Annotated in this window: 17 protein-coding genes; all 17 read left to right on the top strand. The window is 65.3% G+C overall.

Going from position 1 to position 22,866, the window contains the following annotated elements:
* Positions 1 to 220: 220 nt before the first annotated feature.
* The 17 genes from ACPQ6D_RS12570 to ACPQ6D_RS12490 all read left to right on the top strand — a co-directional run bounded on the left by ACPQ6D_RS12570 (position 221) and on the right by ACPQ6D_RS12490 (position 22,422).
* The gene (locus ACPQ6D_RS12570; RefSeq protein WP_423224679.1) at positions 221 to 1,393 is read left to right on the top strand and encodes a glycosyltransferase family 4 protein; all 1,173 of its coding nucleotides are present in this window, start codon (positions 221 to 223) and stop codon (positions 1,391 to 1,393) included.
* A 130-nt stretch (positions 1,394 to 1,523) separates the two neighbouring features.
* Entirely contained in the window at positions 1,524 to 3,032 is a 1,509-nt protein-coding gene (locus ACPQ6D_RS12565) for a sugar transferase (protein ID WP_423224678.1), read from the top strand.
* A 92-nt stretch (positions 3,033 to 3,124) separates the two neighbouring features.
* The gene (locus ACPQ6D_RS12560; protein WP_423224677.1) at positions 3,125 to 4,342 is read left to right on the top strand and encodes a glycosyltransferase family 2 protein; all 1,218 of its coding nucleotides are present in this window, start codon (positions 3,125 to 3,127) and stop codon (positions 4,340 to 4,342) included.
* 32 nt (positions 4,343 to 4,374) lie between these two features.
* Positions 4,375 to 6,693 (top strand): TolB family protein, encoded by a 2,319-nt coding sequence (locus ACPQ6D_RS12555; RefSeq protein WP_423224676.1) that lies wholly within the window; start codon positions 4,375 to 4,377, stop codon positions 6,691 to 6,693.
* A gap of 971 nt (positions 6,694 to 7,664) precedes the next feature.
* Positions 7,665 to 9,335, top strand: a complete 1,671-nt coding sequence (locus ACPQ6D_RS12550) for a polysaccharide biosynthesis tyrosine autokinase (RefSeq protein ID WP_423224675.1) — start codon at positions 7,665 to 7,667, stop codon at positions 9,333 to 9,335.
* 46 nt (positions 9,336 to 9,381) lie between these two features.
* Positions 9,382 to 10,530: a nucleotidyltransferase domain-containing protein gene (locus ACPQ6D_RS12545; protein ID WP_423224674.1), complete on the top strand. Its 1,149-nt coding sequence runs from the start codon at positions 9,382 to 9,384 to the stop codon at positions 10,528 to 10,530.
* Positions 10,523 to 11,332: a hypothetical protein gene (locus ACPQ6D_RS12540; protein WP_423224673.1), complete on the top strand. Its 810-nt coding sequence runs from the start codon at positions 10,523 to 10,525 to the stop codon at positions 11,330 to 11,332. The genes ACPQ6D_RS12545 and ACPQ6D_RS12540 overlap by 8 nt, the downstream gene beginning before the upstream one ends.
* A 207-nt stretch (positions 11,333 to 11,539) precedes the next feature.
* Positions 11,540 to 11,818, top strand: coding sequence for a PqqD family protein (locus ACPQ6D_RS12535; protein WP_423224672.1), 279 nt, complete (start codon positions 11,540 to 11,542; stop codon positions 11,816 to 11,818).
* A gap of 3 nt (positions 11,819 to 11,821) precedes the next feature.
* Complete coding sequence (locus ACPQ6D_RS12530) at positions 11,822 to 13,030, top strand: radical SAM protein (RefSeq protein WP_423224671.1); 1,209 nt, start codon at positions 11,822 to 11,824, stop codon at positions 13,028 to 13,030.
* Positions 13,031 to 13,086: 56 nt separating this feature from the next.
* Entirely contained in the window at positions 13,087 to 13,383 is a 297-nt protein-coding gene (locus ACPQ6D_RS12525; protein WP_423224670.1) for a BrnT family toxin, read from the top strand.
* Positions 13,364 to 13,672, top strand: coding sequence for a hypothetical protein (locus ACPQ6D_RS12520; protein ID WP_423224669.1), 309 nt, complete (start codon positions 13,364 to 13,366; stop codon positions 13,670 to 13,672). The genes ACPQ6D_RS12525 and ACPQ6D_RS12520 overlap by 20 nt, the downstream gene beginning before the upstream one ends.
* A 535-nt stretch (positions 13,673 to 14,207) precedes the next feature.
* On the top strand, positions 14,208 to 14,405 hold the full coding sequence (locus ACPQ6D_RS12515) for a hypothetical protein (RefSeq protein WP_423224668.1): 198 nt from the start codon (positions 14,208 to 14,210) through the stop codon (positions 14,403 to 14,405).
* Between the two features lie 30 nt (positions 14,406 to 14,435).
* Positions 14,436 to 18,158, top strand: coding sequence for a C25 family cysteine peptidase (locus tag ACPQ6D_RS12510; protein ID WP_423224667.1), 3,723 nt, complete (start codon positions 14,436 to 14,438; stop codon positions 18,156 to 18,158).
* A 133-nt stretch (positions 18,159 to 18,291) separates the two neighbouring features.
* Positions 18,292 to 18,519, top strand: coding sequence for a type II toxin-antitoxin system MqsA family antitoxin (locus ACPQ6D_RS12505; protein ID WP_423224666.1), 228 nt, complete (start codon positions 18,292 to 18,294; stop codon positions 18,517 to 18,519).
* An 805-nt stretch (positions 18,520 to 19,324) separates the two neighbouring features.
* Entirely contained in the window at positions 19,325 to 20,707 is a 1,383-nt protein-coding gene (locus ACPQ6D_RS12500; RefSeq protein WP_423224665.1) for a hypothetical protein, read from the top strand.
* 363 nt (positions 20,708 to 21,070) lie between these two features.
* A complete protein-coding gene (locus ACPQ6D_RS12495; RefSeq protein ID WP_423224664.1) occupies positions 21,071 to 21,340 on the top strand; it encodes a DUF433 domain-containing protein in 270 nt (89 codons plus the stop codon).
* Positions 21,337 to 22,422 (top strand): DUF4351 domain-containing protein, encoded by a 1,086-nt coding sequence (locus tag ACPQ6D_RS12490; RefSeq protein ID WP_423224663.1) that lies wholly within the window; start codon positions 21,337 to 21,339, stop codon positions 22,420 to 22,422. Before ACPQ6D_RS12495 ends, ACPQ6D_RS12490 begins: the two co-directional genes overlap by 4 nt.
* Positions 22,423 to 22,866: the final 444 nt, after the last annotated feature.

The raw sequence follows: 22,866 nt of genomic DNA, 5'->3' as shown, positions 1-22,866 counted from the left end.
GGCGAGTCGTTTCCTATTTCTATTTCTATTTCTATTTCTATTTCTATTTCTATTTCTATTGCTAATTCTAGCATGAAGTCCGGGCATGGGCAAGCGATGAAACTCCGCTCGGTTAATGCAACTCCGGCAGCTTTCACATGCCTGCATCTCTTGTGCTCTGCCCTTGATGCTCTATAGCTTGATCTGTCTATCCGTCTAGCGTCCAATATCACATTTCACCATGCCCATCGTCTACGTCCTGCTCTCCCCTACCTTCGGCATGCACCAGTACACCGCGGACCTGGCCAACCGCACGGCAGATTCAAGATTCGAGACATCGCCCCCCGATGTTCAGAAGATGGAAGATGGCCTGCGCGCGACCGTCGTAACCACGACCGCCTTCCCACGCGACCGCTACAGCCCGGCCGTCCAGATTCACACCCCGATCAGCGGCCGAACCACCGGCTTTGGCCGCGAGGGCCTGGACCTCGTCGCCTACCGCCGTCTTCAATCTGTCATCTTCAATCTTCAATCTTCAACCTCCCGTTCCCAATCCACCATCTTTCATTTCACCGGCGTTCACGCCTGGAATCTCCCCCTGGTCTACGCGCTGCGCCGCCGCGGCGCGCCGGTCATCCACACGCTGCACGATCTCGACCCGCACGCTGGCGTGCGCTTCGCCGGGCTGATCCGCCTCTGGAACCGGTTGATTCTCGCCTCCGGCTGCCGCATCCTGGTGCACGGCCGCCGTTACCGCGACCGCTTGCTGGCGCAGGGCCTGCCGCCGGGCCGGGTCACGTTCGCGCCGCTGCTGCACGGTTTTTGGGGTTATGCTGCCGAATATCAGGCGGCCGCCGCGCGGACACAATTTTCGCCCGCTCAACCGCGCCATGTCATATTCTTTGGCCGCTTGGCGTGGTACAAAGGTATTGACACCTTGTTGGCGGCTTGGGCTTTGCTCAGCGCCGCTGATGCCGGCGCCAACCCGGCGTGGCCCCACCGCCTCATCCTGGCCGGTTCTGTCGCCCACGACCTGGCGCTGCCGGCTTTGCCTGCGGGCGTGGAGCTGCGCAACCAGCGCATCCCCGATGCGGAGGGGATCGAACTGTTCCGCAGGGCCGCCCTGCTGGTATTGCCCTATCGCGATGCCACGCAGTCGGCCCTGGTGGCCACGGCCTATCGCTTCGGCGTGCCGGTGATCGTCACCCGCACCGGCGCCCTGCCCGAAGCCGTGATCGAAGGCGAGACCGGTTGGGTGATTCCCCCCAACGATCCGCCCGCGCTGGCCCACGCCCTGCGCGAGGCGTTGTCCGATTCTGATCGCCTGGCCGCGATGGGCGCGGCTGGCCGTGCGTGGTTTGACCAACAGCGCCGCCATGAAGAGGAGGTGCTCTCAACCTTGTACCTGGCGTGAGCCTACGCCAGGCCCTCGATCGAAGGCTGTCGGCAGTGCACTGGCCCCTGCCCCCATGTCCTGCGGCGCTCTTTCCCGGCCGGCGCCTGACTTTCGTAGACACGTGCCCGTATTCCCGTGGAGACAAGCGATGCTGTTTGACCAAACACCTTCACTGCCCGCGACCCCGAGTCGCCCCATGCCCCGGCGGGTGGGCTTTCCCCGGTTGGCGTTGCCGAGCCTCGGCTTGCGCGCCTCCGAAAGGCGACTTCTGCTGTTTGTGGTTGATTTCCTCCTGCTGCTGGCGGCCGTGGTCTTCGCCATCCGCCTGCGCACCGATTGGCTCGCCGCGCCAGGCGCCTTCGTGGCGATGTGGCGCTGGTGGATCGCTTTGGCCCTGACCTGGTGGCTCGTCTCGCACCTGCTGGACAGCTACGACCTGGCGCGCGCGGCCAGTGCGCCGCACAGCATCCTGAGCGCGGCGCCGGCCGCGCTCGTGACCCTCCTCCTCTACCAGGCCATCCCGATCGTGGCGCCGCCCCTGGACACACGCAGCCTGGTCGTGCTGGCCATGGCCTTGGCCGCGTCCAGCATTGCACTCTGGCGCGGGTTCTACGCCGTGTTCTTCGTGCAGCCCAGCTTCGAGGTGCGTGCGCTGGTGCTCGGCGCGGGCTGGGCCGGTCAGTCCCTGGCTGCCGCCTTGTCCGCGCTCGAATCTCACGCCGCGCCCAATCCCTTCCGCGGCACCGGCTACCACATCGTCGGTTTCGTGGACGATGACCTGGTCAAACACGCCGCAGGCGCCGTGGCTGGCATCCCCATCCTGGGCAGCAGCGCCGACCTGCCGCGGCTGGCCGCGACGCTGGCGGTGGATGAAGTGGTGCTGGCGATCACCAATCGGGAGGCGATGTCGCAGGAGGCGTTCGACGCCCTGCTGGCCTGCCGCGAGCAGGGCCGCCGTGTAACCACCATGCCGTCGTTGTACGAACGCCTGCTGGGGCGGGTGCCGGTGGAACATGCCGGTCGCAATCTGCACGCCGTGCTGCCCATTGACGAGGGCAACGCGGCTGAACGCCTCTTCTGGCCGTGCAAGCGCGTGATGGATTTGCTCGTGGGCGCGTGCTTCTTCGTGATTTTGGGCCTCCTCACCCCACTGGTGGCCCTGGGCAACCGCCTGGACAGCCCAGGCCCGCTCTTCTATCGCCAGACGCGCGTGGGGCGTGGGGGTCGGCTCTTCCAGGTGATCAAGTTTCGCAGCATGCGCCCTGACGCAGAAGGGGACACGGGCGCGGTGTGGGCCGTCGCGGACGATCCGCGCATTACCGGCGTTGGCCGTTGGCTGCGCAAATCGCGGCTGGATGAACTACCGCAAGTCATCAACGTGCTGCGCGGCGAGATGAGTATGGTCGGCCCGCGGCCCGAACGGCCCGAATTTGTGGACGACCTGGCGCGCCAGATTCCCTTCTACCGCGCGCGGCACGCGGTCAAACCCGGCATCACCGGCTGGGCGCAGGTGCGCTATGGCTACGGCAACACCGTGGACGACGCCCGCACCAAGCTGGAGTACGATCTGTACTACGTCCGCCACGCCAGCTTCTACCTGGACTCACTGATCGCGCTCAAGACCGTGGGTGTGATCTGCAAGCTGCAAGGAAAGTGAAGGCGAGGAAGATTGAGGATGACAGATTCAAGATGGCGCCCCCTGGGGAGCCTCGATCTTTAATCTCCTTATGAAGTTGACGGGGAATTGAAATGACCAGCCTATTGACCGTCTCGTTTACAATCGTTTTAACCCTGATTGGGCTTGGACTGGCCTATTTGTACATTCTTCTCGCCTTCGGCGGTAAAAGAACTACTCGTCGAGACTTATCTCACCGATTTTTGCGCCTTGCCGTCGCTATTCCTGCGCATAACGAAGAAGCTGTCATCGGCGCCTCAGTTCGCCGACTACTTCAATCCAACTATCCCCGCGAATGTTTCGATGTGCACGTAGCCGCCGACTACTGTGCAGACGACACAGCATCCGCGGCCGCCGCGGCCGGCGCGCTCATCCATCCGCGCGAGGTCGGTCCACGAGGGCGCAAGGGATACGCCTTGGGGTGGCTATTTTGGCAGCTTCTGGCGGATCCCAAGTTGTACGATGCGATTGTCGTGTTTGATGCTGATAGCAGGGTTGACCAGCAGTTTCTAAGACAAACAAACAACGTATTGAATGCCGGTGCACGGGTAATTCAAGGCCGGCATGTCATTTCGAACCCCTCGGACGGGGCGTTCAGTGCTCTGGCTGATGCAGACATGCGCCTGAATAACCGTATTCGCAACCAGGCCAAAGCAAACCTGGGTCTCTCGGCGCGCTTGATGGGCGATGCAATGTGTTTTCATCGCAGCGTGCTTGAGAATTATCCATGGGCAGAGGCCAGCTCACTCGCGGAAGATCGAGAGTACGGAATATATTTGACAATTCAGGGTGTCCGGGTTGTGTATGAACCGGATGCCGTGAGCGCTGGACAGGCAACAACCATGTGGAAAGACGCGACGCCGCAGCGGTTGCGTTGGTATGGAGGCGTGGTCGAGATACAGAAACAGTATCTGAGACCGTTACTGGCAGCAGCGCTCCGCAAGCGTAATGCCGCTGCGTTTGACCTCGCGCTGGATCTGCTGCTGCCTCCGTTTTCTACCTTGGCCGTCCTGGCCGCTATGACCACGCTTTTGTCGGCTGTCTTGACCCTTCAAGGTCTGATTCCCCGATTTTTATTCTTTGGGGCAGTCAGCCTGACAGCCTCGGCCGTTGCATTCCCATTTGTCGGCCTTGTGGCAGAACGCGCACCACGAAGTGCTTTCCGAGCACTCATCCGCGGGCCTGTGTACGCCCTGTGGCGAGTATGGGTTGGCGCAAGGGCGTTGCTTCTGCGCGGAAATCTATCGTGGGTGCGTACGCGCCGAACCGAGGAAATGGAATCGCCGAAGTGACAACTAGCCTCATCTCATTCATGGCTTAATCAATGACCCAATCTACCAGTACCTGTCCCTTCCTCGGCCTGGCCGGGGACCGCACGACGACCCACACCACGGCCACGGCGTCCCATCGCTGCTACGCGCAGAACCCGCCGGGCGCGCCCGATGTACCGTATCAGATCGGCGTCTGCTTGACCGCAGAGCACGGGGGCTGTCCGTTCTTCCTCGCGCCCGCGCCGCCGGACGCGCCCCCGGCGCCGGTCGAAACCCGCCCAACGCGGCCCGCCGACTGGCGCCGCCTGCTGCCCTGGGCCGCGTTGGGGCTGCTGCTGCTGGTGGCGGTCTTTGTCTACGGCCGTGACCTGCTCAGTCCGCCCGTTCCGCCCGCCACCGCCGTGGTGCTGACAACGCCGTCCGCCGTCACGCCGAGCGCCGCGCCTGTCGCCACGCTGACGCCGCCCTCAGTCGTGCAGCCAATCCTGTTTGCCACGCCCACGCCGGAAGCGGGCGGCCAGGTGCTGACGCTCAGCCCCAAGGCCGGCGAGGCCGGCTGGTGGACCAGCAGCGAGGCGCGCGGCAATCACCTGGGCGATTCGTTCCTGTACGCGGGCTACTTCAAGCAAGAGGTTTTTATCAGCCTGGCGCGCTTCGACATCAGCCGGCTGCCGCGCGGCGCGGCGGTGCGCGAGGCCACCCTGCGCCTCAGCGGACTCAACGCCGAGCGTTTCCAGGCCCGCGCGGGCGGCGCCTGGTCCGTGCAGCTTCTGACCGTCAAAGCCCTGCCAGACCTGGCCCGCGCTGATTTCCAGGCCGTCTTCAATGCGCCGGCCGCGGTTAGCCTCTTTCCGGTCCTGAGCGCCGCCGACCTGGCGCCCAACACGGTCAATGCCTGGACATTGGACGCCGCCGCGCGCGCCTGGCTGGCGGCCCAGGTGACGGATGGCGCGCCCGCGGTCATCCTGCGCCTCAGCGGGCCAACCGGCGGCGACGATACGCTCTTTGCCTGGGACAGTGGCGGCGGCCCGGCGACGGCCGGCAACCCGCCGCTGCTGGTTGTCAGCCTCGGCCCGCCGCCCGCCACCGCGCCCCCGCTGCCCACCGACGCCGTGATCGTGGCGACGTTGACCCCCGCACCGGCCAATATCCTGACCGCCGCGGCCGTCATCCAGACCGCAACAGCCGCCGCGACTGCGCTGGGCACGCCCACGCCGCTGCCCTACCGCGTGGTGACGCCCAGCCCCATTCCCGCCAACCTGGCGACCGTGCAGGCGCTGGCCCTGCAGGCCGGGAAGCCGCCCGTGGTCCCGCATACGCCTACGCCGGGCAACGCAGTCACAGCCACCGCCAACGCTCTCTACGCCACAGCCGTGGCCGTGACGACCGGGACATTTACGCCGGTTCCCACGGATGCGGTCACACCTGTGATCGTGCTGCCCACAGCTGTGCCGCAGAATGTGCTCACCGCGGTAGCGCAACTGCGCGCGGCCACCGCGGTCGCTGCGACCACCGGCATCCCCACACCCTGGCCCTGGAACGTGGTGGTTGCCACGCCCACCCCGGTTCCGCTCCTGCTCACGGCGACGCCCTTCCCGGCCAATGCCGCGACCGCCGTGTATCAAGCCGCGTACGCCACCCTGGTCGCTGTCACTACCGGCACGTTCACGCCGCTGCCGCCAAACGCCACGGTGATCGTGCCGGCCTCTGTGCCGCTGCTGGTGCTGCGCACACCCGTGCCGGGCGATGCGCTGCCGCCAGCCGCGGCCGCGACGCCAGCGCCGATTGCGGCCCCAACCGCCGCGCCTACCGCGCTGCCCGATGACCTGCGCGCGTACATTCTCTTCACCAGCGACCGTGAGGGCGCGCCGACCCTGCTGGCCTATGCCCCCAACGCGCGCCGCCTCGCCTTCCTTTCGCAGGCCTGGCCCTATCCCCTGGCGCTGGCCGCGGCCAGCCGCTCGCCTGACGGCGCCTTCACCCTGCTGGTGCAGGAGGATGCGCAGCGCATTCCGCAGATTTTCATCCAAGACACCATCAGCAACACGCTGCGGCCGTTGACCACCGGCCCTCGCGCCAGCTTCGAGCCTGATTGGTCGCCGCGCGGCGATTTCATCGTTTTTGTCTCCCAGGAGACGGGCAACGACGAGATTTTCCGGGTGCGACCGGACGGCACCGATCGCCAACGCCTGACCGACAATCCGGCCGCGGATCGCAGCCCGTCGTGGTCGCCCAACGGCGCGCGCATCGTCTTCTGGTCCAACCGCGAGACCGGTCGCCGCCAGCTTTGGATCATGAACGCCGACGGCTCCGACCAAACCCGGCTGCTCGAATCACCCTACAACGATTGGAATCCGGTTTGGATTCGATAGGCGCAGCTCACGCCGCCCGACCGTAAACGGATCGGGCTACGAGCCGCCCGACCGTAAACGGATCGGGCTACGAGCCGCCCGACCGTAAACGGATCGGGCTACGAGGTGGAAGGCCCTATCGGGCCTGACAGCCCCGGAGGGGTTGGCGGTCGGTCGGCGCCAGGCCGACCTCGTGGCGGAACGCCCCTGCGGCCCGAATTCATTCGGCGGCCGTCGGCGCAGCTCACGCCGCCCGACCGTAAACGGATCGGGCTACGAGGTGGAAGGCCCTATCGGGCCTGACAGCCCCGGAGGGGTTGGCGGCCGGCCGGCGCAGGCCGGCCTCGTGGCGGAACGCCCCTGCGGCCCGAATTCATTCGGCGGCCGTCGGCGCAGCTCACGCCGCCCGACCGTAAACGGATCGGGCTACGAGGTGGAAGGCCCTATCGGGCCTGACAGCCCCGGCGGGGCTTGCACCTGGTAGCCGGATGGCCTTTGGCCTCCGGCGGCTGACAGCCCCCCGGCGGGGCTTGCACCTGGTAGCCGGATGGCCTTTGGCCTCCGGCGGCTGACAGCCCCGGCGGGGCTTGCACCTCGTAGCCGGATGGCCTTTGGCCTCCGGCGCCTGACAGCCCCGGCGGGGCTTGCACCTGGTAGCCGGATGGCCTTTGGCCTCCGGCGGCTGACAGCCCCGGCGGGGCTTGCACCTCGTGGGCGGATGGCCTTTGGCCTCCGGCGGCTGGCAGCCCGCCGGGGCTTGCATCTGAATTTCGGGGCGCAGCTCCCGGCGCTTTGGCTACTGCCAAAATCGCCATGGCGAGCTTGGCAACCGTTGCCGCGGTCGTTCGGCTGAGACCTCGGCGAGCTCGGTCGAGCCGCTCACGACGAAGCCTCAATCGCCCGAAGCCCGCCCTGCCCCGACGTGCGCTTTGTGCGCGCGGCCCATTTCTGCTATACTGTCGCTAACCCTGTCTATTTAAGGACAACAATTCGTGGAACTTAAAGAGTATATCCTACCCCTGCGCAAATGGTGGTGGCTGATCGTCGCCGCGACGCTGGTGGCAACCCTGTCCAGCTTGATCGCCACCAGCCGGCAGGCGCCCATCTACCAGACGCGCACCACGATCATGGTGGGCCGCGCGATCGAAAACCCGAATCCCAACGGCAGCGATTTCTGGTTGATGCAGCAGCTGGCCGGCACCTATGCCGATATCGCCAAGCGCGCGCCCGTGCAAGATGCGACCAAGGCCGCGCTGGGGCTGACCTGGCTGCCCGATTATACGGTGCGCGTGGTGCCCAACACCCAGCTCGTTGAAATCTCGGTGGTGGACACCTCGCCCCCGCGTGCGCGGGCCGTCGCCGGCGAACTGGCCAATCAGCTCATTCTGCAGACGCCGATGCAGTCCGGCAGCGAGATGGACCAGCGCCAGGCTTTCATCAAGACGCAGCTCGACGACCTGGAAGTCAAAATCAAGGATACGCAAGCCGAGATTGCCAAGAAGCAAACAGACCTGGGCAATCTGTTTAGCGCACGCCAGATTGCCGACACCCAAACCCAGATTGCCGGCTTGCAGACCAAGCTGGCCACCTTGCAGGCCAATTACGCCGCACTGCTGAGCAACACACAGCAGGGTGCGATCAACACCATCAGCGTCATCGAGGCGGCCGCCCTGCCGGTCTCCCCCATCGGGCCGAATAAGCCAGCCACGATTCTGTTGGCGGCCGTGATCGGCTTCATCCTGGCCGCGGGCGCGGCCTTCTTACTGGAATACCTGGACGATTCGCTCAAGAACCCGGACGATGTAGAGAAGAACCTTGGGCTGACCACCTTGGGCGCCATCCCGGTCATGGCGGAGACGGCCACGCAAGGCGAGTTGGCCGTCATCGCCAGCAGCCACTCGATAGCCAGCGAGGCCTTTCGCGTGCTGCGCACCAATCTGCGCTTCGCAGGCGTGGACCGCCCCCTCAAGGCGGTTCTCATCACCAGCCCGTCGCCCAGCGAGGGCAAATCGTTGACTGCGGCCAACCTAGGCGCGGCCCTGGCGCAAGCGGGCGAGCGCGTCATCCTCGTGGATACCGACCTGCACCGGCCGCGTTTGCATCGGCTGTTTGGCCTGCGCAACAACCGCGGCGTCACCAGCGCGCTGCTGGAGGAGCATCCCGACCTGGACGGCCTGCTGCAGGAAACCACCGTGCCCGGACTGCAAGTGCTGACCTCCGGCCCCTTGCCTCCCAATGCTTCCGAACTGCTGGGGTCTGCACGGATGCGCGAGCTGCTCGTCGCATTGGGCAGCCAGGCCGACATCCTGCTCCTGGACAGCCCGCCGGCCACGGCCCTGGCCGACGCCGCCGTGCTTGCCACCCAGACCGACGGCGTCTTGTTGATCCTGGATTCGGGCGTCACGCGGCGTGAGGCTGCGCGACGGGCCATGGAGGCTCTGCGCCGCGTCAATGCGCGCGTGGTGGGCGCCATCCTCAACCGCCTGCCAACCAGCGGCGGCGGTTACTACTATTACTACTACTATCACGGCCGCTACCACTCCTCGGATGACGGCAAGCCAGGCGGCGGTTCTGCCGGCGGAACCCCGCGCTGGCGTGAGCTGTGGGAGCGCTGGAGCCGGCGGCTGCCGTCGCGCCGGCAGCCGGTGAAAGACGCCAGGTGATCCACGATGGCGCCGGGTCGCCGCAGCGCAAGGCGCGGCGCGGGAGATGGACATCGTGGCCGCCGCGCACCCCCGCCTGGTTCGCCCCTTGACTCAACCTTCGTTGGCTGGCTTCCTCGCCAGCCTGACCGCAGGCGCGGCGCTCCCCCCTCTTACGGCGGCGGCCTGGGAACTGCTCGGCCGCGAGCTGCTGACGCACGATCTGGCGCCCTTTGCCTATGCGCGCCTGCGCGCTACCGCCGCCTGGGGTGAAATCCCGCCCGGCGCGCGCGCTGCGCTCAGCGCGGCCTTCCAGGCATCCAGCGTGCGCACCTACTTCCTCGAAAATGAGTTGGCCCACGTCGTCGCCTCCCTGGCCGCGGCCGACATCCCGGTGATGCTTCTCAAGGGCGCGGCCCTCGGCCGCCTCGTGTATGACAGCCCGGCCGAGCGCCCCATCAATGACTTCGATCTGCTGACGCCGCCGGGCCAGGTGGATGCGGCGCTGCGTATCCTGGCCGCCCGCGGCTACGAAGCCCAGGGGTTGTTCTGGCTCTCGGCCTGGCAGCGCCGCTACCGGGCTGAAGCGCCGCTGATCTGCCGCACGCCCGAGCGCTGGCGGCTGCTGATCGAGCTGCACTGGACGCTGGTTGAGCTGCCCTACTACATTGACGCCATCCCAATCGCCGACATCTGGGCCACAGCCATGCCGGCGCCAGGCTTGCCAGGCGCCTATGTGCCAGACCCGGCCACGCTGCTGCTGCACAGCTGCGCGCATGTCGCTTTTCACCACAGCACGGATGCACGTCTCCTCTGGTTGTTGGATGTTGATCGGCTGGCGCGCCGGGCCGCGCTGGATTGGGACATGGTTCTCACCCGCGCTGCGGCCTGGGGGCTGACCACGGTCCTGGCCGGCCGCCTGGCGTCGGCGCAGGCGCAGTTGGACACCCCCATACCGCCGGCGGTAACGCAGCGCCTGCAAAAGGCGCCGCGCCAGCCGTGGGAGCAGCGCATGATCGGTCTGGGGGACGAAAAGCCTGGCCGCGTCTGGCGGCGCGCCTGGGTCAGTTGGCAGGCGTTTGGCGGCCGCCAACGCGTGCGCTATGCGGCCTGGCTGGGACTGCGCAGCCTGCTTTGGCTGCCAGAAACAGTCGTGCGCCGGCGCCAGCAGCGCGCCGCGGCGCGGTTCGCCCCCGTGAGGCCATCCTATGGTTGACGCGTTCACGCTGGCTATCGCCGGCCTGCCCCTGACCATTCAAGCGCCTGCGGCCATCACGCAGGACCTGCGCGCGCGTTATGCCGCATTTCTCAGCGCCGCGCCCGCGGCCTGGCTGATCTCCCTGCGGGTTGACCCCACCCTGGATGTGCAAGCGCCAGACTGGGTGACGCACCAGGGATTAGCAACCCGTTTCCATGTCGGCGCATCGGCCGGCTGGGTGGACCTGGCGCAGCAGCGGGCTGCGGTGAGCGCCCCCACGCCGGCGCGTGCGGCGGCCGCGCTCGAACGCGCCCTGGTCTTCATCCTCCTGCAGATGCTGCCGCGGCAGGGGCAGGGCATCCTCCTGCACGCGGCGGGCGTCGCCTGGGAGGGGCGCGGGCATGTTTTCTTTGGCCCATCGGGCGCGGGCAAGACGACCGTGGCCAGCCTGGCGCCGGCGACGGCCGAGGTGCTGAGCGACGAAAACGTGATTTTGCAGCGCCTGCCCGACGGCCCCGCGCTGCTGAGCACGCCCTTCTGGGGCATGAGCACCCCATCCGAGCGCATTCGGCGGGTCAACCGGCAGGCGCCGCTGGTCGCGCTCTACGCGCTGGAGCACGCGCCCGACTTTCGCCTGACCCGTCTGACGCCGGCGCAGGCCGCGCTCGCGCTGCTCGGAACGGAAAAAATCGCCGCCGAACGCGCATCGAGCGCAGACGCCTGGCTTGACGTGGTGGCCGCGCTCGTCGCCGCCGTACCTGTCTACCGCCTCGCCTTTCGGCCCACGACTGAACTGTGGGAGTTCCTGCAAGCCGCCTGAGAACGCCGCCGAATGAATGCGGGGCGAAAGGGCGTGCCGCCGACCCCACGGCGTCCACGCAGGTTGGACGCCCGGCGGCGCTCCCATCAGGCGCGATTTCAATCGCTGCCCAATCCGGAATTGCCCGGCAGTTGGGGGCCCGTTGACAACCGATCTTCAGCCCGGTACAATCCAACGCAGTTCAACATGACGACACGGGGAAAAACTATGCTTGATAGCGACGATCGCAAACCGATTCACCATCCACGCACCGCGGCGCGGGTTTTCAGCGGCGAGGCTGTGATTATCAGCCCGGCTGAGCACATGATCCGCATGCTCAACCCGGTTGGCTCGCGCATCTGGGAGCTGGCCGATGGCACGCGCACCGTGGACGCGATTGCGGCCATCCTGGCGGCCGAGTATGAGGTGGACGCGGCGCACGCCCGCCAAAGCACCCAGGATTTTGTCGCGGACCTGGTTGCCAAATCGCTGTTGAGTTGGAGCTGAGCCATGGAACTGACCGGCCTTTCCGCCGCGTTGCCAACCCCTGCGGATCCCAGCGACCACGGTTTCGACGCGTGCGGTCGCGCGGACGGCCCCGCGGACGCTTTCGACGCGCTGCTGGCTCATCTGCGCGCCACGCACGTGCCTTTCAGCGTCCTGTGGGAGCTGACGCACACTTGCAACCTCGACTGTATCATGTGCTACAACGTGCCGCAGGCTGCGCCGGAACTGACCACGGCCGAGTGCCTGGACATCCTGGAGCAGCTGGCCGCGGCCGGCGTCCTGCGCCTGACCCTGACGGGCGGCGAGATTCTGACCCGCCGCGACTTCTTCACGATTGCCGAACGCGCGCGCGACCTGGGCTTTGCGCTCGACCTGAAAACCAACGCGACCCTGTTGACCCCGGAGACGGCCGATCGCCTGGCCGGCCTCGACCCGGTGCAGGTGGACATCAGCCTGCTGGGCGCGACCGAGGCCACCTTCGACGCCGTGTCCGGCAGCCGGCGCACCTTGAGCCGCGTGCTGCGCGGCGTACGCCTGCTGCAGGAACGCGGCGTGCGCGTCAAGCTCAACACCCTGCTGCTCGATTTGAATGTGGCCGAGCGCCAGCAGATGCTTGACTTGGCGCAAGAATTGGGTGTATACTATGAGCAGGTGTTCAAGATTTCGGCGGCCGACGACGGCGCGCCGCGCGCCAGCCAGCATCAACTCACGCGGCCGCAAATCACCGGTCTTTTCCTGGCAGACGGCAGCCCCTTTGTCCCGCAGGTGCGTCCAATGACGTCACGCACCTGCCAGGTCGGACTCTCCTCGTGCCTCATCAGTCCGTACGGCGAGGTTTTTCCGTGCATCGAGCTGCGCGTGCCGGCCGGCCACCTGCGCCAGCAGCGCTTCGACGAGATTTGGCGCGGCGCGCCGATCTTCAACGAACTGCGCGACCGCCATACGCTGGCGAACCTGCCGGAATGTCGGGTCTGCCCGCTGAACGCCTACTGCGAGGGGCGCTGCGCCGGGCTGGCGTGGAAGGAGCACGGCGACCCGTATGGCGGGCACCTGCTGGCCTGCCAACAGGCGCAGGCCCGCTTTGCGCAGGTGCATCCGGAGGCCGCGATCCCCGAGACGCCGCTGCAGGCCAAGAACCACAGCGCAGCGCCGGTGGGCCGCGGGGAAACGAAACGAGGCGTGGTGTCTGCCATTCCTTTGCTCGTTCGCTAATACCGGCCTTTACGGTCGAGCGTTCGGAGTCATCTTCAAAATAGCCGCAGGTCGCCATGAAACTCATTTTTGAGTGGGATGCCCGCAAAGCGCGGGCTAACCTAAAAAAGCACCGGGTGAGTTTGGAAGAAGCCAAAACTGTGTTCAATGATCCTGGGCAACTGACATATCCCGATGAACTCCATTCGGAAACGGAAGAACGATGTATCAGCATTGGCTATTCCATTCAACAACGGCTGTTGCTGGTCGTGCATACCGAGCACGAGACAGAGGGCGAGATCCTGATTCGCATTATCAGCAGCCGCAAGGCTACAGCGGCAGAACGGAAGACCTATGAAGATCCAGCAGCGTGAAACAGAAGCAGAAATGTTACCCGAATATGATTTTAGCGGCAAGACAGGGGTACGCGGCAAATATCACCACGCATATCAGCAAGGGCATACGGTCAGGATACACCAGGAAGACGGTAGCGTTACCACACAGTATTTTACCCTTGAAGAAGGGGCGGTCTTATTGGCGCCAGACGTGCGTGAGTATTTTCCTGACTCAGAAAGCGTCAATCAAGCCTTGCGCGGGTTGATTGGCTTGATACCGCACAAATCATTCCAGCACAAGCAACAGCGGAGGATTCTCACTCGCTAAAAATTGGGGTTTGTGCGGTTGGAGAATGTGGTCGTTGGCATTTGTGACGAATGTGGCAATCGGTACTACAATGCAGACATCCTGCACACTGTGCATGAGATTGCCACTGGCAAACGCAAGCCGGAGCGGGTCGAGGCGATTCCCGTTGTGCATCTGGCGTCACAGAGCCTGGCGCTTGCGACGTAGTGTTTGCTAACCGCCGCTGTGTAAGCAGCGATGATTATCATGATATCTGGGCAACTGCCGAGGCGCCCGGCGCCGACTGCAGCCGCCGAATGAATTCGGGCCGCAAGGGCGTGCCGCCGCCAGGTCGGCCTGCGCCGACCGGCATCGCGTCCACGTCGGTGGACGCCCGGCGGTGCGCCCATCAGGCGCGATTTCAATCGCTGGAAAAAAATGTAGAAGATGAGGTTTCACTCGCCAGGTCGGCCTGCGCCGACCGGCATCGCGTCCACGTCGGTGGACGCCCGGCGGTGCGCCCATCAGGCGCGATTTCAATCGCCCTGGAAGGAAGTGTAGAAGAGGAGCTTTCATTATGAACCATGTAGATTCCCTGCTCAGTCACGATCAACCATCCTCCCTCGTCAAGAAAATGTGGGAAGAGCCGTCCATCACCCTGGAGCGCCCGCTGGAAGCCCGCGCCGAAGGGACGCCGCCCGGCGGCGCCCCGTGGACGACCCTGCCCGGTTCCCTGGGGCCGTTCAGCGCGTCCGGCGGCGGCGGCTGCCAATGACCGCTGCTGCTCGCTGAGGTGGCTCTCATCGTGTCGAGTTCATGGACCAGGCGCCTTTCTCGCCTGCGCCGCGCCTTTGGGTGCGTGCTGGCGCTCTCCCTCCTTTGGTCGCCGGCCAACGTGGGCCTCGTTCTGGCCCAACCCGCGCCGCCGACCTGGGTGTGGACGCGCCACCTGGCGACCCCGGCCTACCAGATCACGGGCGATGGCCTGGCGGTCCCCGGCTACGGTGTGAATGATGCGCCCGGCGCGCCGGCGCTGCCGGTGTGGAGCGAGGTCGTGGAACTGCCAGGCGACGGCGATTGGGAGATTGCCGTGGATGCAGCCAATGGGCGAATCCTGGATACGACTGTTCACGTCGCGGCCGTCCCCGTCCCCGATCTGCCGCCGATCCCCGCGGGCGGCTGGGCCAGCACGGACGACTGGCCGACCTCTGTGCCCACGACGGACCGGCCCGATCCGGCGATCTACGGGGCCGATGCCTTCTATCCGGCCTCACTGGCGGCGGCCGGCCCGGTGCAGGTGCAGCGCGGGCGGCGTCTCCTGCCGCTGCGTGTCTTTCCCTTTCAATATAATCCCGTGCGCGGCGCGCTGCGCTACCATCCTGAGCTGACCATCACGATCCGGGTCATGCCCACCGGCTCGACGCCGCGTGCGGCCCCGCCAGCATCTCCCGCGCCCGCGCCGCCAGCCGGATCCGGCGCGCTGCGCGTGCGCACGACGACGCGCGGCCTCTATCGTCTGACCTACAACAACCTGATCGCGGCCGGCGTGCCGGTGACCACCACCGATCCGGCGACCTTCGCCATGAGCTATCTCGGACAGCCGATCGCCATCCAGGTGACGGGCGAGGGGGATGGCCGCTTCGACCCCGGCGACCTGGTGATCTTCTATGCGCAGCCGTACCTGGGGCGCTACGAGGCCAGCAACGTCGCCTGGTTCACCTACGGCGGCGCGGCCGGGCTGCGCATGACGACACGCGCCGCGCTCGCCACTGGCGCGGAGCCGCTGGTGACGACCATCACGCAGACCCTGCGCGCGGAGGTAAACGCCGAGTACCGCAGCGACTTCCCGCGGCCGCAGGACGCCGATCACTGGTTCGACACGCCGCTCACCCCCGATGCCTCGACCAGCAGCCCGACGATTACGCGCACCTACGACCTGGTCCTGGACGATCCCTTGACCAGCGGCGTGATGCAGCTGCGCGCGGCGCTGCAAGGCGGCGCGGATCGGCCAGCCAATCCCGACAAGTCCATCGCTATCCGTCTGAACAGCCACGCCGTGGGCACGTACCAATGGGAAGGACTGACGTATTACACGGCGACGGCCGACCTACCGGCGGCCTGGCTGGACGGCGCGCCGAACCGGGTGAGCCTGACCGCGGCCGTTGCGCAGCTACCGGGCATTGACTTCTACTCGGTCTCGCCCGATTGGGTGGAGCTGACCTATCCGGCCCTGGCCGAGGCCGAAGGCGATCGCATTTTCATCGAGGCCGCAGCGCCGGGCGCGAACGACGTGGCCGTGGCCGGCTTCAGCACGCCGCAGGTGCAGGTCTACGACGTGCGCGATCCGCGCGCGCCCGTGCAGTTGACGACCACGCAGGCCGCGCCCGTCAACGGCGCGTACACCCTGCACTTCTGGGACGCGGATTTGCCCGGCCCGACCTACGCCCTGAGCAGCGAAGCGGCGTTGTTGCCTCCGTTGGCCATCGAGCCAGATGCCCCTTCCACCTGGCGCTCGCAGGATCACCAGGCTGATTACATCGCCATCGTCCACAGCTCACTGTGGAACGCCATCCAGCCGCTGCTGGATCATCGCACGGCCGAAGGCCTGAGAGTCGCTAAGGTGGATGTGCAAGACATCTACGATGAGTTCAGCGCCGGCCGCCGCGACCCGGAGGCGATTCGCAGCTTCCTGAGTTACGCGTATCACTGTTGGAACGGCGCGGATTGCACGCCCGGCGCGGGCGGCGCGCCCAATCCGCCGCAGTATGTGCTCCTGGTGGGCGACGGCCACTACGACTTCACCGGCGTCAGCGGCACGACCTATCCGAACCTGATCCCACCTTACCTGATCCACATTGACCCCTGGCTGGGCGAGACCGCGGCCGACAATCGCTACGTCAGCGTGGATGGCCCGGACGACTACCTGCCCGATATGGCGATCGGCCGCATACCGGCCAGAACCCCCGCCGATGTGAGCGCGGCCATCAACAAGATCATGGCCTATGAGACAACCGCGCCAGCGGGAGACTGGCAGCAGCGCGTGGTCTTTGTGGCGGACAGCAACGTGGATCCGGCCGGCGACTTTCACGCCTTCAGCGATGACGTGCGCCTGAACTGGCTGCCCGCGCCGTACGACGACCGCATGATCTACTACAACCGCGACTATCTCAGCGGCGACGCCATGCGCGCGGCGATCAAGGCGGCGTTCAACAATGACGCCCTGTTGGTGCAATGGTTTGGGCATGGTTCGCGGTTTCGTTGGGGCTCCGTCTCCATGTTCAACACCTTCGACCCGCCCGCGCTCGCGGCCAATGACACCTGGCCGTTCAGCGTCACCTACGCGTGCTGGACCGGCTACTTCATCAATCTACTTGTGTCGAACATCGGTCAATCGCTGGCCGAAACCCTGCTGCTGACCCCGCAGCGCGGCTCGGTGGCCGACCTTTCGCCCAGCGGACTGCACGTGGGCGACGCGCTGCTCGTGCTCGACCAGGGCCTGACGCAGGCGATCTTCCGCCAGCGCATCGGCCGCGTGGGCCTGGCCGTGGACGCGGCCAAGGCGTATTACTTCGGCCATGCGGGCAGCTTCCATGACGTGATTGACACCTCGGTCTTCTTCGGCGACCCCGCGCTGAAGCTGCGCCTGCCGCCGGTTGACCTTGCCGCCTCGACGGCCGCCGTCAGCCCGATGCAGGCCGCGCCAGGCGAGACCCTGCACTACACCGTGACCTTGCAGAACAGCGGTACGTTCACCGCCACCGACGTCACCGTGGCCGTGGATTACGCGGACGCATACGGGCAGGTCAGCGCCAGCGCGCCCGCAGCCGTGGACGCGGGCGGCGTGCTGACCTGGACCTTGCCCAGCGTTGCGCCCGGCGCCACGCTGTTGACCTTCGACCTGACGCTGAACCCGGTCCTACCGGCCGGCGTCACGACGCTGCATGCGCCGGTCGCGGTGCGCAGTTGGGGCAACGCGCTGGCCGATCTCGACGCGGTCAGCCAGGTCAGCGCCGCGCCGCAGTTGAACACGTCGAGCCTGGCGGTTTCCCGCGCCTGGGCGCCGCCGGCCTTCCCCCTGACCTACACCTTCACCCTGAGCAACACCGGCAGCGCGCCCTCGGCCGTCACCTGGCTGACCGCAACCCTGCCCAGCGACCTGGTCTCCGTGACCTCGCCCAGCCTGGCCTACGACCCGATCCTGCGCCGGCTGACCTGGCAGGGGACGGTCGCGGTGGGCGCGCCGCTGACGCTGACCTTCAGCGGCGTCGTCAGCCCCACCCGCGCCGCGTGCGGGCAGCTCAGCGTGACGGCCAGCCTGCGCGATGAGCTGGGCCAGGCGACCCCGCTGGCCGCGGCCGTCAACCTGGCCGTGCCGGATGTGGACTGCGACGATGATGTGGATGTGGCCGATGTGCAGCAGGTGGCCGCGGCTTGGGGCGGCGCCTACGACCCCCGCCTGGATCTGAATGGCGACGGTGTTCTCAACGTCCTTGACCTGAGCTTCGCCGCCGGGCATTGGCAGCCGTAGGTTAAGCGGGCAGGGTTTCAATTTATCGTTGAAACGTGCATATCATGCTTCCTAATGAGACTACCGGCTCGCCGTTCGGCGCAACTGGCAAGCTGGTGCTGATTACGGTTTTTTGCGAGTAGTAGGTGAGATTATGGTATGCGATATTTGCGGCAAGAGAGGTGCACATAGTCGCCGGGTTTCGCGCAGCTACGGGCATGGGGCGAATTTGCTCGTCATTGAGAACATTCCGATCGTAAGCTGCCCCAACTGCGGCGAAACGTACTTGACCGCCGAAACCCTGCACGAGATCGAACGCATCAAGCTGCACCGGCGCGCGTGGGCGCAGGAGCGCCCAGTGGCCGTGGCTGCTTTTGCGTAACATCGCGTTACAGCCGCCGGGCACCCTGCCAGCGCCGGGCTACGGAACGACGCCCCGTGACAGAGTTTGCGCCACGTTCACCGGTCCGCTGCCCACGCAGGTGGACTGCGCAATCGTTGGCGCGACCTGGATCGTCAGGCCGGGCCCGTCATGTGAATTGTCAGACCACGGCGCGACCCTAAAGCAGGGGCAGCGGGGCAGGCCAGCCCGGCCCGAACGCGCGTTTGTCGCCGCGGCTCACCTTGTGCGCCAACTTGGACGGGGTTTACAGGTTGGCTTTGTCAGTTGGCCGCTCGCCCGCGAGCGCCCGCGCGCATGCACCGCCTGTGCATCCCGCCCCCACCGGCCAGGCGGACCGATTCGGCCGGACGTGTGTTCGACGAACATCTCGACGTGAGACCCTGCCGGGGAATATCCGGCGTGTGAGGAGGAAATGATGAAGGCTTCGAGCAAGTTCATCCGCCTGAGTTTGGTTGCCGGGTGGCTGGTGGTGATGGCGGTAGCGTTCGCGCCGCAAGAAGCCAGCGCGGCATCTTGCTACACTAATAAATCCGGGGATTGGAACGACCCGTTAGTCTGGGGTGGTTGTGGCAGTGGTTATCCTGGTCAAACCACAAATGACTACGTCACTATCAAGAATGGCCACACGGTAACCCTCAATATTAGTCCGGGGGCTATCTACTTTCTTGAGATTGAGTCCGGAGCGACATTCAGCGGGAGCACTAACACGCTCAAGATCAGCTCAAACGGCGGTACTCCCGGTATTCTGAAAAATGGAACATTCAACGCCAATACCGGAACGGTTATGTTTGATTCCAGTTTCGGTTCAACAATTGCTGAGGTGAAAGGCGGTCCCACATTCTACAAAGTTGATGCGAGCATTGGCGTTGATTTCTATGACGGTGCTTCACGAGCGCGGATCAATGACACCTTCACGATCAATGCCAATGGCTATGTTGCGGAGCAAGGCGGCGACGGGCGTCCCATTTATGGCACAGGCTCGACTTTGAAGTTCAACACCAGTAATACCGAGTCAGCTCCCTACAATTCGAACGAGGAATGGGATGCACAAGGCGGAACTACCGTCGGAACGAGTCCGGGCGTACCACAGAACGTCGAACTGGCGTCTAGCACCTGGCTCTCGCTGAACACGAACACATGGACTCGCCCTATGGGTGGCAACCTGACGATTGGCAGTGGCAGTGGTCTCATCCTACAAACGGATAGCAATACGGCTCTCACGGTTCAGGGGAGTGTGGCCAACAGCGGCACGATCAGACAGGCAAGAAACGCCTTCAACAGCGGCACTTTTCACTTCGTTCAGATCACCGACAGTGCCAGCGCGACCAAGTATTACGGTGTCAACCTGACCGCCAATAACTTTGGCAGCACGACTGTTTGGGTCAGCGGCGATCGTCCAGCCACTGGCACCTGTCCAGACATCGCCAGCGGCAGCCGGCCAGTGCGACGCTGTTATCTGATTGATGTGACGACCTCGGGATCGGCGTCTGCCACCTTCTACTATACTTACGCTGAGTTGCGCGCCGACCTGGGGCAATCGGCCGCCAACCTCAAGGTTTGGCGCAACACCAGCGGCACCACGTGGACCCAGTTGGCTTCCACACCCAACGCAACCTGTGTTTCAGGGCAACTTAACTGCTCGGTGCAGGCGACATCCTTTACGCCGACACGGATTGATGGCGCGGCGAGTCCGGAAGACACGACGGATGACTATGTCTTGATGGAAAGCAACCCCCAGGCCGTCACGATGGCGGACTTCAGCGCGGCGCAGACGGGGGATGCGGTGCTGCTGACGTGGGAGACGGTCAGCGAACTGGAGAACCGCGGCTTCAACCTCTACCGGGGCGTAGATCCGAGCGCGCCGGATCGGCAGCTCAACGACACCCTGATCCCGTCGCAGTCGCAGGGCAACCCCGGCGGCTTCATCTACACCTGGGAAGACCGTGCGGACCTGACCCCGGGCACGACCTACTTCTACTGGGTGGAGGATGTGGACATCTACGGCGCGGCCACGCGCCACGGCCCGGTGAGCGTGGACTACGGCGCGCCGACGGCCGTGCGCCTGCTGGACGCGGGCGCGGTCGCCACGCTGCCGTGGGCCATGCCGCTGGCGGGCGCGGGGCTGCTGGCCCTGGCCGGGCTGGCCGCGCGGCGGCGACGCGGGTAACTGGCCTCAAAATGGGCCGCGGATGGTCTGTTTTCATTGGCGGGTGTGCGCCCCGCGCATAGGTGGCTGAGTGGAAAAGTCGGGTTTCGCACTGAAACCCGACTTTTTTCTTGCCGCGCCCACCCCAGGCAAGCCAGAACCACATGCTGCAACGCCAGGACGCCACGGCGCCAAGACGCCAAGAGGGCTTTGCGGCCTTGCGGCTTGGCGCCGTGGCGTTAGAATTTCTGCGGCGGCCACACAGGGCTGCCTCTACCGCGCGCGGGGGCTTGTTGTTTTGAACGCATGATGCTACAATCAGGCCGGGCGAGCAAAAATATGAGCTGCCGCAGAAGTACGTCAAGGGCGAAAAGAGGTGTCTGGATGAGCGCAAGCATGATCGGTCGTTACATCGTTGCCGATCCCGAAATCTGTCACGGCAAGCCAACCTTCCGCGGTACGCGCATCATGGTGGCGCATGTGCTGGAACAGATTGCTGAGGGCATGGATTGGGAGAGTATCATTGCCGAGTGGCGCAGTAGCATCAGTAAGGAGGCGATCGCCGAGGCAGTGCGCTTGGCAGGACAGGCGTTTCTTGACCACGCGCCCGAATATGCGGCGCCTGAGTACATTTTGCAGCCGGTCGTGATGTGAACATCCTCGACGAGAATATGGCGGAGAGCCAGCGGCAACTGCTGCGCAGTTGGCGTATTCCGATGCGCCAGATTGGGTATGACGTTGGACGGCAAGGCCTGAAAGACAAAGAGATTATCCCGCTCTTGCTTGAGCTGCATCGCGTAACCTTCTTCACACTCGACTTCGATTTCTACTTCCCCGATGCCCATGGTGATATAGACTGGAGCCAGGGTTACGAGTTCCTGGACAAGGAGCTGCAGCAGGTGACCCGGGACGCTGAGTTGGGCCGGCGCTATGCTGACACCCTGGCAAAGGTGTGGCGGCAGGACGGCCAGGAGACGTGGGTGTTGGTGCATGTGGAGGTGCAAGGGCAGCAGCAAGCCGAGTTCGCCGAGCGCATGTACGTCTACAACTACCGGCTTTATGACCGCTACCGGCGGCCCGTGGCGAGTCTGGCCGTGCTGGCCGACGAAAAGGATGGCTGGCGGCCCGCTGAATTCAGCTACGAGCTGTGGGGTTGCCGGCCGAGCCTGGTCTTTCCGGCGGTCAAGCTGCTGGACTACCGCTCGCAGGGGGCGAGCCTGGAAGCCAGCCGCAACCCCTTTGCCACGGTCGTGATGGCGCATCTCACGGCGCAGGAGACGCGCCACGACCCGGCGGCGCGCCAGAGTAGGAAGCTGTGGCTGACCAGGCGGCTGTACAAGTTGGGCTATGATCGCCAGCAGGTGCTGGACCTGTTTGGCTTCATAGACTGGGTATTGCAGTTGCCGGGGCCCCAGGAATTGGCTTTCTGGCGAGATGTGCAAGAGATCGAAGAGGAAAAGCGTATGCAGTATGTTACGAGTGTCGAAAGAATTGGCCTTCAGCAAGGCCTTCAGCAAGGCCTTCAGCAAGGCCAGGCCGAGTTGGTGTTGGCGAAGTTGACCCAGCGTTTTGGCGCACTGCCGCCTGACCTGGCGCTGCGCATTCGCCGCCTGCGTGGTCCACAGATGCTGTTTCTGCTAGATGTTGCGTACAGCGCCGCAACGTTGGACGAGGTGGGTGCGGCCGTGGAGGCGCTGGCTGCGCAGGCCGGCCACGGCAGCCAATCCCTCCAGTAACCGGTCATCGGTTTGGCAGGCCGCCGCGCAACCGCGCGGCGCGGGTGGTCAGCGTCAGCTGTGTCGAGCCAATGGCTGTCGGGCTGGCGCAGCGCCGGGAAGCTGCTGGTTCCGCTGCCGCTCGGCGGCGCGGGGCTACTGGCCCTGGCCGGGCTGGCCGCGCGAGTAACTGGCCTCAAAATGGGCCGCGGATGGTCACGGATCGCCGCGCATGGTCTATTTTCATTGGCGGGTGTGCGCCCCGCGCATAGGTGGCTGAGTGGAAAAGCCGGGTTTCCGCAAGGAGCCCGGCTTCTGTTTGCGGCGACGGCGCGCCGTCCCGTACAGTAGTTCCAAATTTGGCCGAGTTTTTCGCCGCAGAGATCACAAAGAACACAAAAAACTGCTGTTTTGCGTTTAATCTGCCGTTTCTTTGCGTTCACCCACCCCCGCATGTGCTCCTTG

Origin of the sequence: Candidatus Amarolinea aalborgensis (genome assembly GCF_900491745.1) — a bacterium.
In the GTDB taxonomy this organism is placed as follows: domain Bacteria; phylum Chloroflexota; class Anaerolineae; order SSC4; family Amarolineaceae; genus Amarolinea; species Amarolinea aalborgensis.
Note: the sequence above shows the minus strand (reverse complement) of the source record. Positions and strands in the feature narration are given on the sequence as shown.

What these genes read in the sequence shown, in the direction of transcription:
- ACPQ6D_RS12570 (WP_423224679.1), top strand. Translation starts at nt 221, where the DNA reads ATGCCCATCGTCTACGTCCTGCTCTCCCCTACCTTCGGCATGCACCAG.
- ACPQ6D_RS12565 (WP_423224678.1), top strand. Translation starts at nt 1,524, where the DNA reads ATGCTGTTTGACCAAACACCTTCACTGCCCGCGACCCCGAGTCGCCCC.
- ACPQ6D_RS12560 (WP_423224677.1), top strand. Translation starts at nt 3,125, where the DNA reads ATGACCAGCCTATTGACCGTCTCGTTTACAATCGTTTTAACCCTGATT.
- ACPQ6D_RS12555 (WP_423224676.1), top strand. Translation starts at nt 4,375, where the DNA reads ATGACCCAATCTACCAGTACCTGTCCCTTCCTCGGCCTGGCCGGGGAC.
- ACPQ6D_RS12545 (WP_423224674.1), top strand. Translation starts at nt 9,382, where the DNA reads ATGGACATCGTGGCCGCCGCGCACCCCCGCCTGGTTCGCCCCTTGACT.
- ACPQ6D_RS12540 (WP_423224673.1), top strand. Translation starts at nt 10,523, where the DNA reads ATGGTTGACGCGTTCACGCTGGCTATCGCCGGCCTGCCCCTGACCATT.
- ACPQ6D_RS12535 (WP_423224672.1), top strand. Translation starts at nt 11,540, where the DNA reads ATGCTTGATAGCGACGATCGCAAACCGATTCACCATCCACGCACCGCG.
- ACPQ6D_RS12530 (WP_423224671.1), top strand. Translation starts at nt 11,822, where the DNA reads ATGGAACTGACCGGCCTTTCCGCCGCGTTGCCAACCCCTGCGGATCCC.
- ACPQ6D_RS12525 (WP_423224670.1), top strand. Translation starts at nt 13,087, where the DNA reads ATGAAACTCATTTTTGAGTGGGATGCCCGCAAAGCGCGGGCTAACCTA.
- ACPQ6D_RS12520 (WP_423224669.1), top strand. Translation starts at nt 13,364, where the DNA reads ATGAAGATCCAGCAGCGTGAAACAGAAGCAGAAATGTTACCCGAATAT.
- ACPQ6D_RS12515 (WP_423224668.1), top strand. Translation starts at nt 14,208, where the DNA reads ATGAACCATGTAGATTCCCTGCTCAGTCACGATCAACCATCCTCCCTC.
- ACPQ6D_RS12505 (WP_423224666.1), top strand. Translation starts at nt 18,292, where the DNA reads ATGGTATGCGATATTTGCGGCAAGAGAGGTGCACATAGTCGCCGGGTT.
- ACPQ6D_RS12500 (WP_423224665.1), top strand. Translation starts at nt 19,325, where the DNA reads ATGTTTGATTCCAGTTTCGGTTCAACAATTGCTGAGGTGAAAGGCGGT.
- ACPQ6D_RS12495 (WP_423224664.1), top strand. Translation starts at nt 21,071, where the DNA reads ATGAGCGCAAGCATGATCGGTCGTTACATCGTTGCCGATCCCGAAATC.